Source organism: Streptococcus sp. OH4692_COT-348, assembly GCF_003859975.1.
Classification (GTDB): Bacteria; Bacillota; Bacilli; order Lactobacillales; family Streptococcaceae; genus Streptococcus.
Map to the genome: position 1 here is coordinate 31428 of NZ_RQZB01000014.1, position 16422 is coordinate 47849.

A 16422-nucleotide genomic window follows, 5' to 3' on the forward strand; every position below is an offset into this window, starting at 1 on the left:
TTAAAATCTATATAAATATATGATAAAATAAAAGAAAGGATAACAGGAAACAAGTGAAGGGAGGGAGAATGATGAAAAACTCTTTTCAAAAATCAAATTTCCTTTATTATGGAATCATCCTAGTTTCAGTCTTGGTAGAAGTTGTCATGATCTGGCAATTAGAGAGACTGATTCCCCTTCTTTATTCAGGTTTTATCGGCTTTTTAGTCTTTCATATACTCTACCATCTGTTCTTATTCCTAGTTGCTAAACGAAGTGGGCATTGGAATTACTTGACGATATGGGGGCTTTTCCTCATGTTCAATCTTCTTTATGACTCCTTTTTAGGCTTGCTTTTTCTAGGTTTATCTTTTGGTATGTGATCTGTCTTTGGCAAAATTCCTGCTATTTCCCCTGTCTTGACCTCGCTTTTAGTGAGGTTTTTCTTCTATACGAATCTAGTAACACATTTCAGCAAACTTGTCGCATTCTCTTTCTAGTGGTATAATGTTACTATCCTGAAGAATTGAGGAAACAAGATGAAAGAATATAACAAGTCTAGTAAGTTAGAGCATGTTGCTTATGATATCCGTGGTCCTGTTTTGGAAGAAGCCATGCGAATGCGAGCAAACGGAGAAAAGATTTTACGTCTGAATACAGGAAATCCAGCAGAATTTGGCTTTACAGCGCCAGACGAGGTCATTCATGACTTGATTATGAATGCGCGTGATAGTGAAGGTTATTCTGACTCCAAAGGGATTTTCTCAGCCCGTAAGGCTATCATGCAGTATTGCCAATTGAAAAAATTTCCAAACGTAGATATTGATGATATCTACCTTGGAAATGGTGTCAGTGAGTTGATTGTCATGTCCATGCAGGGGCTTTTGGACAATGGGGATGAGGTCTTAGTCCCAATGCCAGACTATCCTCTCTGGACAGCGGCTGTCAGTCTAGCTGGAGGAAATGCCGTTCACTATATCTGTGATGAAGCTGCAGAATGGTACCCAGATATTGACGATATCAAGTCAAAAATCACTTCCAATACCAAGGCAATCGTCCTTATCAATCCAAACAACCCAACTGGAGCCCTTTATCCTAAAGAACTCTTGCTGGAGATTATTGAGATTGCCCGTCAAAACGATTTGATTATCTTTGCGGATGAAATTTACGACCGCATGGTTATGGATGGACATGTGCATACGCCTGTGGCGAGCTTGGCACCAGATGTTTTCTGTGTCAGCATGAATGGTCTATCAAAATCTCACCGTATTGCTGGTTTCCGTGTGGGTTGGATGGTCTTGTCTGGCCCTAAGCACCATGTCAAGGGCTATATCGAAGGGCTCAATATGCTGTCCAATATGCGCCTTTGCTCTAACGTTTTGGCCCAACAAGTCGTACAAACTTCTTTGGGTGGCCACCAATCAGTCGATGAATTGCTCCTTCCTGGTGGACGAATTTACGAGCAAAGAAATTTCATTTATAATGCCATTCAAGATATCCCAGGTCTCTCTGCGGTTAAACCCAAGGCGGGGCTCTATATCTTCCCTAAAATCGACCGTAATATGTACCGTATTGATGATGATGAGCAGTTTGTCCTTAATTTCTTGAAGCAGGAAAAGGTTCTATTGGTTCATGGTCGAGGCTTCAACTGGCAGGAACCAGACCACTTCCGTATCGTTTACCTTCCTCGTGTTGATGAACTAGCCCAAATCCAAGAAAAGATGACTCGTTTCTTGAAACAGTATCGTAGATAGGGCTTACATTCGAAAAAGCTGGAAACATTTGCCTTGAGCTATTGACAAAAGTAAAAGAATCAGATAGAATAGTAAAGTATGTTTAGTAACTGATCACTTTATAGCCGGCTAAACGAATACAAAATCTATGAGGAGGTATTCATCGTGAAACGTACTTATCAACCAAGTAAACTTCGTCGTGCGCGCAAACACGGATTCCGTAACCGTATGTCAACTAAAAACGGTCGTCGCGTATTGGCAGCTCGTCGTCGTAAAGGACGCAAAGTTTTGGCTGCATAATCCAAACGAACCATATCAAAAATCAGTAGGAACTCGAGTCTACTGATTTTTATTTTTGTAAAAAAGTACAAAAAGCTTTATATTTTTGCTTGAATAGTGTATAATATTTCACATACTGTAAAAATGGAGAATAATCATGAAGAAATCAAAAGTTATGCTTTTTGGAGCTATGGCTTTGACAGCAGGTCTAGCTTTAGCAGCGTGTGGGTCATCTCAATCAAGTAATGCAGACAAGACTTACTCTTATATCTTTGTCAATAACCCAGATACCTTGGATTATATTACTTCTACCCGAGACTCTACATCTAGTATCACAACCAACTTGATTGATGGTTTGTTGGAAAATGACCAGTACGGCAATCTTATCCCGTCTATGGCTGAGTCATGGACTGTGTCAAAAGATGGTTTGACCTACACTTATAAGATCCGTCAGGGGGCAAAATGGTACACTTCTGAAGGAGAAGAGTATGCGGATGTAACAGCTCATGACTTTGTGACTGGTCTAAAGTATGCGGCTGATAAAAAGGCTGAAAACTTGTACTTGGTACAAGACTCTATCAAAGGGCTAGCAGACTATGTTGAAGGGAAATCATCTGATTTTGGAACTGTTGGTGTTAAGGCAGTGGATGATTACACGCTACAATACACCCTCAATCAACCTGAGACTTATTGGAACTCTAAAACAACAGCAAGTATCCTTAGTCCTGTAAACGAAGCCTTCTTGAAGTCTAAGGGAGATGACTTTGGAAGTGTGACGCCATCAAGTATCTTGTCAAATGGTCCTTACTTGTTTAAGTCCTTCACATCAAAATCTTTGATTGAATTTGATAAAAATCCTAACTATTGGGATAAGGACAATGTCAAAATTGAGAAAGTGAAGCTCTCTTTCTTTGACGGTTCTGACCAAGACAGCATTGCTAGAGGTTTCTTGGATGGTAACTATACTGATGGCCGTATCTTCCCAACAAGTTCAGTCTTTGCTGAACTCAAGAAGGGAAATGAGGACAAGATTACCTATACACCGCAAAACTCAGTTACTTTCTATTATCTTTTCAACGTGAATCGTCAAAGTTACAAGCAGACTATGAAACAGTCTGATAAGGAAAAGACAGATTCACGCGCAGCTATGCAAAATAAAGATTTCCGTCAGGCTATCAATTTTGCCTTTGACCGTCATGCCTATGCGGCGCAGACAAATGGTGAAGATGGAGCAGACCGTATTTTGCGTAACACGATTACACCAAGTAACTTTGTCCAAGTTGGCGATAAGAACTTCGGTGATATTGTCAATGAAAAAATTGTCAACTACGGTAAAGATTGGGCAAATATCAACCTAAACGATGGTAAGCAAGCCTTCTTGAATCCTGACAAGGCAAAAGAGAAGTTTGCTAAGGCCAAAGAAAGTCTGCAAGCTCAGGGAGTAACCTTCCCAATTCATTTGGATATGCCAGTTGACCAGACTGCTAAGTTAGATGTGCAACAGGCTGGCTCTCTCAAGCAAACAGTAGAAGCCACTCTTGGTAAGGATAATGTTATCATCGATGTTATCCAACTTTCTCCAGATGAAAAAGACCAGGCAACCTACTTTGCAGATACAGCAGAACAAAAAGACTACGATATTGACGTCTCAGGATGGGGTGGAGACTACTCAGATCCTAAGACTTACCTAGCTATCCTTGACCCAGAGACAGGTTCTCAGTTGAAAAACATGGGCTTGTCTGAAGGAAAAGACAAGGAAGTTAAGGATAAGATTGGTCTTGTTGACTACAAGAAACTCTTGGATCAGGCAGACGCTGAAATCACAGATACTCAGGCTCGCTATGAAAAATATGCTGACGCCCAAGCTTGGTTGACAGATAGCGCCCTCTTCCTACCAGTTCAAAGTGGCGGAGCCAATCCACTCTTCCGTAAGACTGTACCGTTTACAGGTCCATTCTCATTTGTTGGTCATAAGGGAAATGCGGACAACTACAAATATGTTGAATTGCAAAAAGAGCCAGTAACTGCTAAACAATACCAAGAACTCTATGAAAAATGGCTGAAAGAAAAAGCTGAGTCAAATAAAAAAGCTCAGGAAGATTTAGCTAACCACATTCAATAATATTCCTAGTCATTCTTTTCAGTTAATACTCAATGAAAATCTCTTCAAACCACGTCAGCGTTGCCTTGCCGTACTCAAGTACAGCCTGCGGCTAGCTTCCTAGTTTGCTCTTTGATTTTCATTGAGTATAAGCATAGTGACTGGATTTAGAAAAAGGCCTTACCAGATGCTTCTTGGTTCTGGTAGGGCCTTTTCTTTATTCTTTTAAGTGATAAGAATAGCTAGCGACAACGACATCTTGGTGCCAACGAAGGGCGTATTTGAGTTTGAGACTCATCTGATTGTGCAGGATATTCTGCCAAGGTTTATTAGGGATAAACTGGGGAACGAGGACAGTGACTGTATAGTTCTTTTTCTGTGCTTCCTCGGAAATCCGTTTGACATACTTGACAGTAGGGGTGATGATGTCGCGATAGCTAGTCTTGATATTTTTCAGAGTAATGGTTGGGAAGTAATCGGCAAATTCTTGGAGAATTTCTTGATCTTTTTCTGCTGTTTCCTTGGTAGAAATATGCATGGCTAGGACTTCGTCACCGATACTTTGAGCGTAGTTAATGGCTCCGACGCTGACTCGGGTGACATTTCCTACTAGGACCAGAACCAGATTGCCGTCGTAAGTACGTTTTTCGATTCCTTCATAGAGTCGCAGTTGTTGGGCTACTTTTTGGTAATGACTGTGAATTGCCAAGAAGAGTAGGGTGAGAACGAGAATAATCGGGAAGAAGGGCCAGATATCACTGAGACGGAAAAAGAGCAAGATTAGTACAATCGCGTAGCAAATGATTGCCCCAAGGATATTAGCAAGAGCAAGTTTTAAGAAGTTTGCTCCTTTTTCCTTTTTCCAATGACGAATCATCCCAGTCTGAGATAGGGCGAAGGGAACGAAGACCCCGATAGTATAAAGAGGAATCAAGCGTTCTGTATTGCCATTAAAAATGAGAAGAAGAATCATAGCCCCAAAAGCCAGAGTTAAAATTCCATTGGAGTAGCCTAGGCGGTCTCCTTTTTCCATAAAGAGATGGGGCATGTATTTGTTTTTAGCCATATTGTAAGCCAGCATAGGAAAGGCTGAAAAGCCAGTATTTGCTGCTACGGCCAAAATCAAGGCTGTGGAGAATTGGAAGATATAATAGCCAAGGTGGCCTAAGAAGGAAGTGCCGAGGATGCCTTGAGCCATCTGTGAAAGAATAGTTTCTCCGTGTTGAGGCATAATCCCCATCCAGTAGTTTAGGAAGGTGATACCAGCAAAAAGAAAACCTAAAATCAGTGACATAATGGTCAAGGTTTGAGCGGCATTCTTTTCTTTGGGAACTTTGAAAAAGGGAACGGCATTTGAAATAGCTTCAACCCCTGTCAGAGAGGCAGAGCCGCTGGTAAAAGCTCTTAGAATGAGAACGATAGACAGGCTCGGAACAGCATGCCCAATAGGTGAAGTAGCCTGATAGCTGAGAGTACCTGTCACTAGTTGAAAGATTCCATAGAGTAATAGAAAGACAGTACTGATGATAAAGAGATAGACAGGAATCATCAGTGAACTGGCAGATTCTTTTAAGCCCCGTAAGTTCAAGAGCATGAGCAAGCAAACCAGAAAAATGGAGATGTGGAGGTTGTAGGGGTGAAGAGCAGGAAGAGCTGCTGTGATAGCGTCAGCTCCAGATGCAACGGATACCGCTACGGTCAACATATAGTCAACCAGAAGACTACCTCCAGCGATCAAACCAAGTTGGGGAGATAGATTTTCTCGAGTAACCATATAGGCCCCTCCCCCTTGAGGGTAGGCATGGATGATTTGACGGTAGGAAACGGTCAGACTAGCTAAGAGCAGGAGGACAAAGAGGCCGATAGGAAGGCTCCACCATATAGCTAGAGGAGAGAGACTAGCCAAGACCAGGACTACTTGCTCAGGTCCATAGGCGATGGAGGACAAAGCGTCGCTTGACAACATGGCTAGTGCCTGCATTTTTCCCAGTAGTCCCCCTTCGCCTTCGGTTAAGGACTTAAGAGGACGACCGATAAAGGTCTGTTTTAATTTTGTAAACATAGTTATTTCCTTTGTTGAAAAATTCAATAAGTGTTATTATACTGCTTTGGAAAAAGAGCGTCAAGAGATGATGATGGGTTTTAGAATATTTTTTTCAGATGAGGAGAGAGGTCAGTTTTTTTGCTATAATAGTAGATAGAAAACGAGGTTAGAAGAGATGATTTTTGATACACATACACACTTGAATGTAGAAGAATTTGCAGGTCGTGAGGCAGAAGAAATTGCCTTGGCTGCTGAGATGGGTGTGACACAGATGAATATTGTTGGTTTTGATCAACCGACGATAGAGCGTGCCTTGGAGTTGGTAGATGAGTATGACCAACTTTACGCGACTATTGGTTGGCATCCGACAGAAGCTGGGACGTATACAGAGGAGATTGAAGCCTACTTGCTTGACAAGCTCAAGCATCCCAAGGTTGTTGCTTTAGGTGAAATTGGTTTAGACTACCATTGGATGACAGCGCCAAAAGAAGTACAGGAGCAGGTTTTTCGTCGTCAGATTCAGCTATCTAAGGACTTGGATTTGCCTTTTGTTGTCCATACCCGTGATGCGCTGGAAGATACCTATGAGATTATTAAGAGCGAGGGAGTTGGTCCCCGAGGTGGTATCATGCATTCATTTTCAGGGACGCTTGAGTGGGCAGAGAAGTTTGTGGAGCTTGGTATGATCATTTCCTTCTCAGGAGTGGTGACTTTCAAGAAGGCAACTGACATCCAAGAAGCAGCTAAAGAGTTACCTTTGGACAAGATTTTGGTGGAAACAGATGCGCCCTACTTAGCACCTGTACCCAAGCGTGGTCGTGAAAATAAAACAGCCTATACTCGCTATGTAGTGGACTTTATAGCTGACTTGCGTGGGATGACGGCAGAAGAGCTAGCGACGGTAACAACTGCAAATGCAGAGCGAATTTTTGGATTGGACAGCAAGTAATGAGAGAGAAAATTTCCCAAGTCATCGTGGTTGAAGGGCGTGATGATACGGCCAATCTCAAACGCTATTTCAATGTAGAGACCTATGAGACTCGAGGTTCTGCCATCAATGACCAGGATATAGAGCGGATTCAGCGTCTGCACCAACGTCATGGGGTCATTGTCTTTACAGACCCAGATTTTAATGGGGAGCGGATTCGGCGCATGATTATGACGGCCATTCCAACGGTTCAGCATGCCTTCCTCAAACGAGAAGAAGCTGTTCCTAAGTCCAAAACCAAGGGGTGTTCTCTGGGAATTGAGCATGCCAGTTATGAAGACCTGAAAACGGCTCTAGCTCAGGTAACAGAACAATTTGAACATGAGAGTCAGTTTGATATCAGTCGTAGCGACTTGATTCGCCTTGGTTTTCTAGCAGGGGCAGATAGCCGTAAGCGACGAGAATATCTAGGAGAGGCTCTCCGAATTGGCTATTCTAACGGCAAGCAACTCCTCAAGCGCTTAGAGTTGTTTGGGGTCACCTTGGCAGAAGTGGAAGAAGCTATGAAATCTTATGAGGATAGCTAAGCAGACACAAAATGTAAGGGGAATGTGTTACAATAGTAGTAACAGATAATAGAAAAGAGAATAGATGAGAATTGCAGATTATAGCGTGACCAAGGCAGTGCTGGAGCGTCACGGTTTTACCTTTAAAAAATCCTTTGGGCAAAATTTCTTGACGGATACCAATATCCTTCAAAAAATCGTGGATACAGCTGAAATTGATGACCAGGTTAATGTTATCGAAATTGGGCCAGGTATTGGTGCCTTGACGGAGTTTTTGGCTGAGCGTGCAGCTCAGGTTATGGCCTTTGAAATCGACCACCGTTTGGTACCGATTTTGGCAGATACCTTGCGTGATTTTGACAATGTGACCGTGGTTAACGAGGACATTCTCAAGGTTGATTTGGCGCAACATATCCAGAATTTTAAAAATCCTGACCTGCCCATCAAGGTAGTGGCTAATTTGCCTTACTACATCACGACGCCCATTCTCATGCACTTGATTGAAAGTGGGATTCCTTTTAGTGAGTTTGTGGTCATGATGCAAAAGGAAGTGGCGGACCGCATTTCCGCTCAACCGAATACCAAGGCTTATGGTAGCTTGTCGATTGCGGTTCAGTACTACATGACTGCCAAGGTTGCCTTCATCGTACCTCGTACGGTATTTGTGCCAGCGCCAAACGTGGACTCTGCTATTTTGAAAATGGTACGTCGTCCAGAACCAGCCGTAGCAGTAGAAGATGAGAACTTCTTCTTTAAGGTTTCCAAGGCTAGTTTTACCCATCGCCGCAAGACCTTGTGGAATAACTTGACAGGTTACTTTGGCAAGACTGAAGAGGTCAAGGACAAGCTGACCAAGGCCTTGGACCAAGCAGGTTTGTCACCAAGTGTGCGTGGGGAAGCTCTCAGCTTGGTAGAGTTTGCTAGCCTAGCAGACGCACTTAAAGGGCAAGGACTCTAAGATGCAGGGACAAATCATTAAAGCCTTGGCTGGATTCTACTATGTAGAGAGTGAGGGCAAGGTTTATCAAACACGCGCGCGTGGGAATTTCCGTAAAAAAGGCCATACTCCCTACGTTGGGGATTTGGTCGACTTTTCTGCCGAGGAAAATTCAGAGGGCTATATCCTCAAGATTCACGAACGGAAAAATAGTCTGGTCCGTCCGCCTATTGTCAATATTGACCAAGCTGTAGTGATCATGTCTGTCAAGGAACCGGACTTCAACAGCAATTTGCTGGATCGCTTCTTGGTTCTTTTGGAACACAAGGGCATCCATCCCATTGTCTATATTTCCAAGATGGATTTGTTGGAAGATAGAGGAGAATTGGATTTTTATGAACAGACTTATGGTGACATCGGCTATGACTTTGTGACCAGTAAAGAGGAACTCCTGCCTTTGTTAACAGGAAAGGTTACGGTCTTTATGGGGCAGACAGGTGTTGGGAAGTCAACTCTTCTCAATAAAATCGCACCAGACCTTAATCTTGAAACAGGAGAAATTTCAGACAGTCTGGGTCGTGGTCGTCATACCACTCGAGCTGTTAGTTTTTACAACCTTAATGGGGGTAAAATCGCGGACACACCAGGTTTTTCATCACTGGATTATGAAGTGTCAACGGCTGAAGAACTTAATCAGGCCTTTCCAGAGATTGATAGTGTCAGTCGAGACTGCAAATTCCGTACTTGTACCCATACCCACGAGCCGTCCTGTGCAGTGAAGCCAGCAGTCGAGGAGGGAGTCATTGCGTCCTTCCGTTTTGACAACTACCTGCAATTCCTTAGCGAAATTGAAAATCGTAGAGAAACCTACAAAAAAGTCAGCAAAAAAATTCCAAAATAAGGAGAAACCTATGTCTCAATACAAGATTGCTCCGTCAATTCTGGCAGCAGATTATGCCAACTTTGAACGTGAAATCAAACGTCTAGAAGCAACTGGTGCAGAATATGCCCATATCGATATCATGGATGGTCATTTTGTGCCACAAATCAGTTTTGGTGCGGGTGTGGTCGAATCTCTTCGTCCCCATAGCAAGATGGTCTTTGACTGCCATTTGATGGTAGCTAATCCAGAGCATCATCTGGAAGACTTTGCGCGTGCGGGAGCAGATATCATCAGCATCCATGTAGAAGCAACGCCTCATATTCATGGTGCCCTCCAAAAAATTCGTTCACTCGGTGTCAAGCCATCTGTTGTTATCAATCCTGGTACGCCTGTTGAAGCTATCAAGCACGTCCTTCATCTAGTTGACCAAGTCCTAGTCATGACAGTTAACCCTGGATTTGGTGGTCAAGCCTTTCTGCCAGAAACCATGGATAAGGTTCGTGAGCTGGTTGCCCTTCGTGATGAAAAAGGTTTGAACTTTGAGATTGAAGTGGATGGTGGGATTGATGATAAAACGATTGCTCAAGCCAAAGAAGCTGGTGCGACCGTTTTTGTAGCAGGTTCCTATGTCTTTAAGGGAGATGTCAATGAGCGAGTACAAACTCTCAGAAAACAACTGGACTAGGGTTGCCGTTTTTGCAGGCGGAGACCGCGGTCATTATCGGACAGATTTTGATGCTTTTGTTGGTGTGGATAGAGGCTCGCTCTGGGTCTTGGAAGAAGATTTGCCTCTTGCTCTAGCAGTTGGAGATTTTGATTCTGTGACCGAAGAAGAGCGACAGGTGATTCAAAAACGTGCCCAGCATTTTGTTCAAGCCCGACCAGAAAAAGATGATACTGATTTGGAATTGGCTCTCTTAACCATCTTTGAACAAAATCCTCAGGCTCAAGTCACTATTTTCGGTGCTTTGGGTGGTCGTATTGACCATATGTTGGCTAATGTCTTTCTGCCTAGTAATCCCAAGTTGGTGCCCTATATGCGCCAGATAGCGATTGAGGATGGACAAAACTTGATTACTTATTGTCCAGAAGGGACCAGTCAGCTAGAACCTCGTTCAGACTACGACTATCTAGCCTTTATGCCAGTTCGGGATAGCCAGCTGACCATTCTCGGAGCTAAGTATGAGTTGACAGAGGACAATTTTTTCTTTAAAAAAGTGTACGCTTCTAACGAATATATAGATAGGGAAGTGTCAGTGACTTGCCCAGATGGCTATGTGGTTGTACTGCATAGCAAGGACAGGAGGTAAGATGGAAAGTTTACTTGTTCTATTATTAATTGCCAACCTAGCTGGACTCTTTCTGATTTGGCAGAGGCAGGATAAGCAGGAAAAACATCTCAGTAAGAGCTTGGAGGATCAGGCAGATCACTTGTCAGACCAGTTGGATTACCGCTTTGAACAAGCCAGACAAGCCAGCCAGCTGAATCAAAAAGACTTGGAAGTAGCTGTCAGTGACCGTTTGCAAGAAGTGCGAATGGAATTGCACCAAGGTCTGACTCAGGTCCGTCAAGAAATGACAGATAATCTTTTGAAAACTAGAGACAAGACCGACCAACGTCTTCAAGCCTTGCAGGAATCAAATGAGCAACGTTTGGAACAAATGCGCCAAACAGTCGAGGAAAAACTAGAAAAGACCTTACAGACACGCTTGCAGGCTTCCTTTGAGACAGTTTCCAAGCAATTGGAGTCTGTCAATCGTGGTCTGGGAGAGATGCAGACAGTTGCTCGCGATGTCGGAGCTCTCAACAAGGTTCTCTCTGGAACTAAGACGCGAGGAATTCTGGGTGAATTGCAATTGGGGCAAATCATCGAGGACATTATGACCCCTGCCCAGTACGAACGAGAATATGCAACGGTTGAAAACTCCAGTGAACGAGTGGAGTATGCCATTAAGTTGCCTGGACAGGGTGACCAGGAATATGTCTACTTACCGATTGACTCCAAGTTTCCACTGGCAGATTATTACCGCTTAGAAGAAGCCTATGAAGCGGGTGACAAGGACGAGATCGAACGCTGTCGTAAATCGCTTTTAGCAAGCGTCAAGCGCTTTGCCAAGGATATCAAGAACAAGTACATAGCACCACCTCGGACGACCAATTTTGGAGTTTTGTTTGTTCCGACAGAAGGTCTCTACTCAGAAATCGTCCGCAATCCTGTCTTCTTTGATGATTTGAGACGGGAGGAGCAGATTATTGTCGCAGGTCCAAGTACCCTATCAGCCCTCCTTAATTCCCTATCAGTTGGCTTCAAGACTCTCAATATCCAAAAAAGTGCCGACCATATCAGCAAGACTCTTGCTAGCGTCAAGACTGAGTTTAGCAAGTTTGGTGGTATTCTGGTCAAGGCACAAAAGCATCTTCAACATGCCTCTGGCAATATTGATGAATTATTAAACCGTCGCACCACAGCTATCGAGCGAACTCTCCGTCACATTGAGTTATCGGAAGGTGAGCCTGCGCTTGATCTACTCCATTTCCAAGAAGATGAGGAAGAATATGAAGATTAGTCACATGAAAAAAGATGAGCTGTTTGAAGGATTTTACCTAATCAAATCAGCTGACCTGAGGCAAACTCGAGCTGGGAAAAACTACCTAGCCTTTACCTTCCAAGATGATAGTGGCGAGATTGATGGGAAGCTCTGGGATGCCCAACTTCATAACATTGAGGCCTTTACCGCAGGTAAGGTTGTCCACATGAAAGGGCGCCGAGAAGTTTATAACAACACCCCTCAAGTCAATCAAATTACTCTCCGCCTGCCTCAACCTGGCGAACCCAATGATCCAGCTGATTTCAAGGTCAAGTCGCCAGTTGATGTCAAGGAAATCCGTGACTATATGTCGCAAATGATTTTCAAAATTGAAAATCCTGTTTGGCAACGGATTGTCCGAAAGCTCTACACCAAGTATGATAAGGAATTCTACTCTTATCCAGCTGCCAAGACCAACCACCATGCCTTTGAAACGGGTTTGGCTTATCATACGGCGACCATGGTGCGTTTGGCAGATGCTATTAGCGAGGTCTATCCTCAGCTCAATAAGAACCTGCTCTATGCAGGGATTATGCTGCATGACTTGGCTAAGGTCATTGAGTTGACGGGGCCAGACCAGACTGAGTATACAGTGCGAGGCAATCTTCTTGGACATATCGCTCTGATTGATAGTGAAATTACCAAGACAGTGATGGAACTCGGCATCGATGATACCAAGGAAGAAGTCGTTTTGCTTCGTCACGTTATCCTCAGTCACCACGGCTTACTTGAGTATGGAAGTCCAGTCCGTCCACGTATTATGGAAGCAGAGATTATCCATATGATTGACAATCTGGATGCAAGCATGATGATGATGTCAACAGCTCTGGCTTTGGTGGATAAAGGAGAGATGACCAATAAAATTTTCGCTATGGACAATCGTTCCTTCTATAAACCAGATTTAGATTAATAATTTAAGAAAAATGAGCATTTTTTAGGATAAGAATGTTCGTTTTTTTATGTGAATATGGTATAATAGATAAAATATCAAAATTAAATGAAGTGGGAAATAGAAATGAAATTAAGAAGAAGTGATCGGATGGTTGTCATTTCCAACTATTTGATTAATAATCCTTATAAACTAACTAGTCTCAATACTTTTGCTGAAAAGTACGAATCCGCTAAATCATCCATCTCAGAAGATATCGTCATTATCAAACGCGCCTTTGAGGAAATTGAAATCGGTCATATTCAGACTGTGACTGGGGCTGGTGGAGGTGTCATCTTCACACCATCAATCTCAAGTCATGATGCCAAGGAAATGGTTGAGGATTTGCGTGCTAAGTTGTCAGAAAGTGACCGTATCTTGCCAGGTGGTTACATCTACCTGTCTGATCTGCTTAGCACACCAGCTATCTTGAAAAATATTGGTCGTATTATTGCCAAGAGCTTTATGGACCAAAAAATTGACGCGGTTATGACAGTAGCGACCAAGGGTGTTCCACTTGCAAATGCAGTTGCTAATGTACTCAATGTTCCCTTTGTCATTGTGCGCCGTGACTTGAAAATTACCGAAGGTTCAACGGTTAGCGTCAACTATGTTTCAGGTTCAAGTGGTGACCGCATTGAGAAAATGTTCCTTTCAAAACGTAGTCTCAAGGCAGGCAGCCGTGTCTTGATTGTGGATGACTTCTTGAAAGGCGGAGGAACTGTCAATGGGATGATTAGTCTCTTGCGTGAGTTTGATTCAGAATTGGCTGGTGTAGCGGTCTTTGCGGACAATGCCCAAGAAGAACGTGAAAAGCAGTTTGACTACAAGTCACTCTTGAAGGTAACCAATATTGATGTCAAGAACCAAGCCATTGATGTTGAAGTTGGTAATATCTTTGACGGAGATAAATAAGAGATAGAACTAAAGGTTGGAACGATTGTCCCAGCCTTTCTTTGCAAATAGAATAGAAGGAAACTTATGAAAACACCATTTATTAATAAAGAAGACTTAGAAAAGATTGTTGCTGAGTTCCCGACTCCCTTTCACTTGTATGATGAGAAGGGGATTCGTGAGAAGGCAAGGGCCGTCAACCAAGCCTTTTCGTGGAACAAGGGCTTTAAGGAATATTTTGCAGTTAAGGCTACTCCAACTCCAGCTATTTTGAAAATTCTCCAAGAGGAAGGTTGCGGTGTGGACTGCTCTAGTTATGTGGAGCTTTTGATGAGCCATAAACTGGATTTTCCAGGCTCTGAGATCATGTTCTCTTCAAACAACACGCCAGACAAGGAATATGCCTATGCGCGTGAATTGGGTGCGACCATTAACTTGGATGCCTTTGAAGATATTAAACATCTAGAGCATGCAGCAGGCATTCCAGAAATCATCTCATGTCGTTACAATCCTGGAGGTGTTTTTGAGCTAGGGACAGACATCATGGACAATCCTGGAGAAGCCAAGTTTGGCATGACCAAGGACCAGCTCTTTGAAGCTTTTGCCATCTTGAAGGAAAAAGGAGCCAAGACTTTTGGGATTCACTCTTTCCTAGCGTCCAATACCGTGACCCATCTCTATTATCCAGAGTTGGCTCGTCAGCTTTTTGAATTGGCTGTTGAAATCAAGGAAAAGTTGGGTATTTCGCTAGACTTTATCAATCTTTCTGGCGGTATTGGGGTCAATTATCGTCCTGAGCAGGAGCCAAACGATATTGCCTTGATTGGTGAGGGAGTTCGTAAGGTGTATGAAGAGGTTCTTACGACAGCAGGTCTTGGTCAGGTCAAGATTTTTACCGAATTGGGTCGTTTTATGTTGGCACCTCACGGTGCTTTGGTTACAAGAGTCACTCATAAGAAGAAAACCTACCGTACCTATCTAGGTGTGGATGCATCAGCAGTCAACCTCATGCGTCCAGCTATGTACGGAGCTTACCATCATATTAGCAACATGACTCATCCAGATGGACCAGCTGAAGTGGTAGATGTGGTTGGTTCACTCTGTGAAAACAATGATAAATTTGCAGTAAATCGCAAACTGCCTCATACAGAAATCGGTGATTTACTGGTCATTCATGATACAGGTGCCCACGGTTTTTCAATGGGCTACCAGTATAATGCTAAACTTCGTTCTGCGGAAATTCTTTATACTGAAGAAGGCAAAGCCCGTCAAATCCGCCGTGCAGAGCGCCCTGAGGACTATTTTGCAACCTTGTATGGTTTTGATTTTGAAGAAGAATCTGAGAAGTAATTGAAAATGAAATTGAAAAACAGATTGCTTTCTAAAAAATAGACAAAAATCTTGTTTTTCCTTCAAGTCGTGATATAATAAAACTATAAAACGTTTTCAAGGAAGGTAACGATATGTCTGAAGAAACAATTGATTATGGACAAGTGACAGGAATGGTGCATTCAACGGAGAGCTTTGGTTCGGTAGACGGACCTGGTATTCGCTTTATTGTCTTTTTGCAGGGCTGTCACATGCGTTGCCAGTATTGCCATAACCCAGATACTTGGGCTATGGAGTCCAATAAGTCACGTGAACGGACGGTAGATGATGTCTTGACAGAGGCCTTGCGCTACCGCGGTTTCTGGGGGAATAAGGGTGGTATTACAGTCAGTGGAGGAGAAGCCCTCTTGCAGATTGATTTCTTGATTGCCCTCTTTACCAAGGCCAAAGAACACGGAATCCACTGTACCTTGGATACCTGTGCACTGCCTTTCCGTAATAAACCACGTTACCTTGAAAAGTTTGACAAACTCATGGCTGTTACTGACTTGGTTCTCTTGGATATCAAGGAAATCAACGAAGAACAGCACAAGATTGTTACTAGCCAAACCAATAAAAATATTTTGGCCTGTGCCCAGTATCTATCAGATATTGGAAAACCTGTCTGGATTCGCCACGTGCTAGTTCCAGGTTTGACAGATAGAGATGATGACTTGATTGAACTTGGTAAGTTCGTCAAGACCCTCAAAAATGTTGATAAATTTGAAATTCTACCTTATCACACCATGGGTGAGTTCAAGTGGCGTGAATTGGGAATTCCTTATTCGCTCGAAGGGGTCAAACCACCAACAGCAGATCGCGTTAAGAACGCTAAAAAACTCATGGATACCGAAAGTTACCAAGACTATATGAAACGTGTACATGGATAAAAAGGAAGCCTGATGGAAACATCGGGCTTTTAAGTTTATATATAAATAAAATAGACTTATTGTCTGAAATTATAGTAGCTTGAAATAGAATGCGAACAAATCAATTAGAGACTTTAACGCAATTCTTAACTGAAAGCAGATTTTCTACTCTAAGCATTTCAGCAGAAGAAATTAACATTTCAGAGAAAGTCATAACATAGATATCTGAAATCAGCTAAACTATTTGTATCAAGATAAAGGAGGAAGTTATGAAAGTATTTAAAACATTGTTTAAACGTCATACATGGAATTTCGGCATTGTTA

16 protein-coding genes are annotated in these 16422 nt (G+C 42.8%); 15 read left to right on the forward strand and 1 reads right to left on the reverse strand.

Features of this window, described 5'->3' with window-relative positions; translation table 11 throughout:
• Nucleotides 1-68 precede the first annotated feature (68 nt).
• The 4 genes from EII37_RS08325 (at nt 69) to EII37_RS08340 (ending at nt 4113) form a co-directional block, all read left to right on the forward strand.
• Nucleotides 69-362, forward strand: coding sequence for a hypothetical protein (locus EII37_RS08325; protein ID WP_185695985.1), 294 nt, complete (start codon nt 69-71; stop codon nt 360-362).
• Between the two features lie 156 nt (nt 363-518).
• Nucleotides 519-1733, forward strand: coding sequence for a pyridoxal phosphate-dependent aminotransferase (locus EII37_RS08330; RefSeq protein WP_124788241.1), 1215 nt, complete (start codon nt 519-521; stop codon nt 1731-1733).
• 144 nt (nt 1734-1877) lie between these two features.
• Nucleotides 1878-2012 carry a 50S ribosomal protein L34 gene (gene rpmH / locus EII37_RS08335; protein ID WP_000831905.1) on the forward strand — a complete coding sequence of 45 codons (135 nt, stop codon included), beginning with the start codon at nt 1878-1880 and terminating at the stop codon, nt 2010-2012.
• Between the two features lie 136 nt (nt 2013-2148).
• Nucleotides 2149-4113, forward strand: a complete 1965-nt coding sequence (locus EII37_RS08340) for a peptide ABC transporter substrate-binding protein (RefSeq protein WP_124788242.1) — start codon at nt 2149-2151, stop codon at nt 4111-4113.
• 196 nt (nt 4114-4309) lie between these two features.
• On the opposite strand, the gene EII37_RS08345 is transcribed toward EII37_RS08340, so the two are convergent.
• On the reverse strand, nt 4310-6154 hold the full coding sequence (locus EII37_RS08345; RefSeq protein WP_124788243.1) for an APC family permease: 1845 nt from the start codon (nt 6152-6154) through the stop codon (nt 4310-4312).
• Between the two features lie 157 nt (nt 6155-6311).
• Here EII37_RS08345 and EII37_RS08350 point away from each other — a divergent pair, with 157 nt between their 5' ends.
• From EII37_RS08350 to pflA, 11 genes are all read left to right on the forward strand, one after another.
• The gene (locus tag EII37_RS08350; protein ID WP_049532204.1) at nt 6312-7085 is read left to right on the forward strand and encodes a TatD family hydrolase; all 774 of its coding nucleotides are present in this window, start codon (nt 6312-6314) and stop codon (nt 7083-7085) included.
• Nucleotides 7085-7651, forward strand: coding sequence for a ribonuclease M5 (rnmV, locus tag EII37_RS08355; RefSeq protein WP_124788244.1), 567 nt, complete (start codon nt 7085-7087; stop codon nt 7649-7651). Before EII37_RS08350 ends, rnmV begins: the two co-directional genes overlap by 1 nt.
• Nucleotides 7652-7715: 64 nt before the next feature.
• Nucleotides 7716-8588, forward strand: coding sequence for a 16S rRNA (adenine(1518)-N(6)/adenine(1519)-N(6))-dimethyltransferase RsmA (gene rsmA, locus EII37_RS08360; RefSeq protein WP_124788245.1), 873 nt, complete (start codon nt 7716-7718; stop codon nt 8586-8588).
• A gap of 1 nt (nt 8589) precedes the next feature.
• Nucleotides 8590-9468 (forward strand): ribosome small subunit-dependent GTPase A, encoded by an 879-nt coding sequence (gene rsgA / locus EII37_RS08365; protein ID WP_124788246.1) that lies wholly within the window; start codon nt 8590-8592, stop codon nt 9466-9468.
• A 10-nt stretch (nt 9469-9478) separates the two neighbouring features.
• Nucleotides 9479-10135 (forward strand): ribulose-phosphate 3-epimerase, encoded by a 657-nt coding sequence (gene rpe, locus EII37_RS08370; RefSeq protein WP_124788247.1) that lies wholly within the window; start codon nt 9479-9481, stop codon nt 10133-10135.
• The gene (locus EII37_RS08375; RefSeq protein ID WP_124788248.1) at nt 10098-10760 is read left to right on the forward strand and encodes a thiamine diphosphokinase; all 663 of its coding nucleotides are present in this window, start codon (nt 10098-10100) and stop codon (nt 10758-10760) included. The genes rpe and EII37_RS08375 overlap by 38 nt, the downstream gene beginning before the upstream one ends.
• 1 nt (nt 10761) lies before the next feature.
• Nucleotides 10762-12018 carry a DNA recombination protein RmuC gene (rmuC, locus tag EII37_RS08380; protein WP_185695986.1) on the forward strand — a complete coding sequence of 419 codons (1257 nt, stop codon included), beginning with the start codon at nt 10762-10764 and terminating at the stop codon, nt 12016-12018.
• On the forward strand, nt 12008-12949 hold the full coding sequence (locus EII37_RS08385; RefSeq protein WP_124788250.1) for a 3'-5' exoribonuclease YhaM family protein: 942 nt from the start codon (nt 12008-12010) through the stop codon (nt 12947-12949). Before rmuC ends, EII37_RS08385 begins: the two co-directional genes overlap by 11 nt.
• A gap of 105 nt (nt 12950-13054) precedes the next feature.
• The gene (purR, locus tag EII37_RS08390) at nt 13055-13882 is read left to right on the forward strand and encodes a pur operon repressor (protein WP_124788251.1); all 828 of its coding nucleotides are present in this window, start codon (nt 13055-13057) and stop codon (nt 13880-13882) included.
• 66 nt (nt 13883-13948) lie between these two features.
• Nucleotides 13949-15211 carry a diaminopimelate decarboxylase gene (locus tag EII37_RS08395; protein ID WP_124788252.1) on the forward strand — a complete coding sequence of 421 codons (1263 nt, stop codon included), beginning with the start codon at nt 13949-13951 and terminating at the stop codon, nt 15209-15211.
• Between the two features lie 113 nt (nt 15212-15324).
• Nucleotides 15325-16119, forward strand: coding sequence for a pyruvate formate-lyase-activating protein (gene pflA / locus EII37_RS08400; RefSeq protein WP_001288286.1), 795 nt, complete (start codon nt 15325-15327; stop codon nt 16117-16119).
• Nucleotides 16120-16422 lie beyond the last annotated feature (303 nt).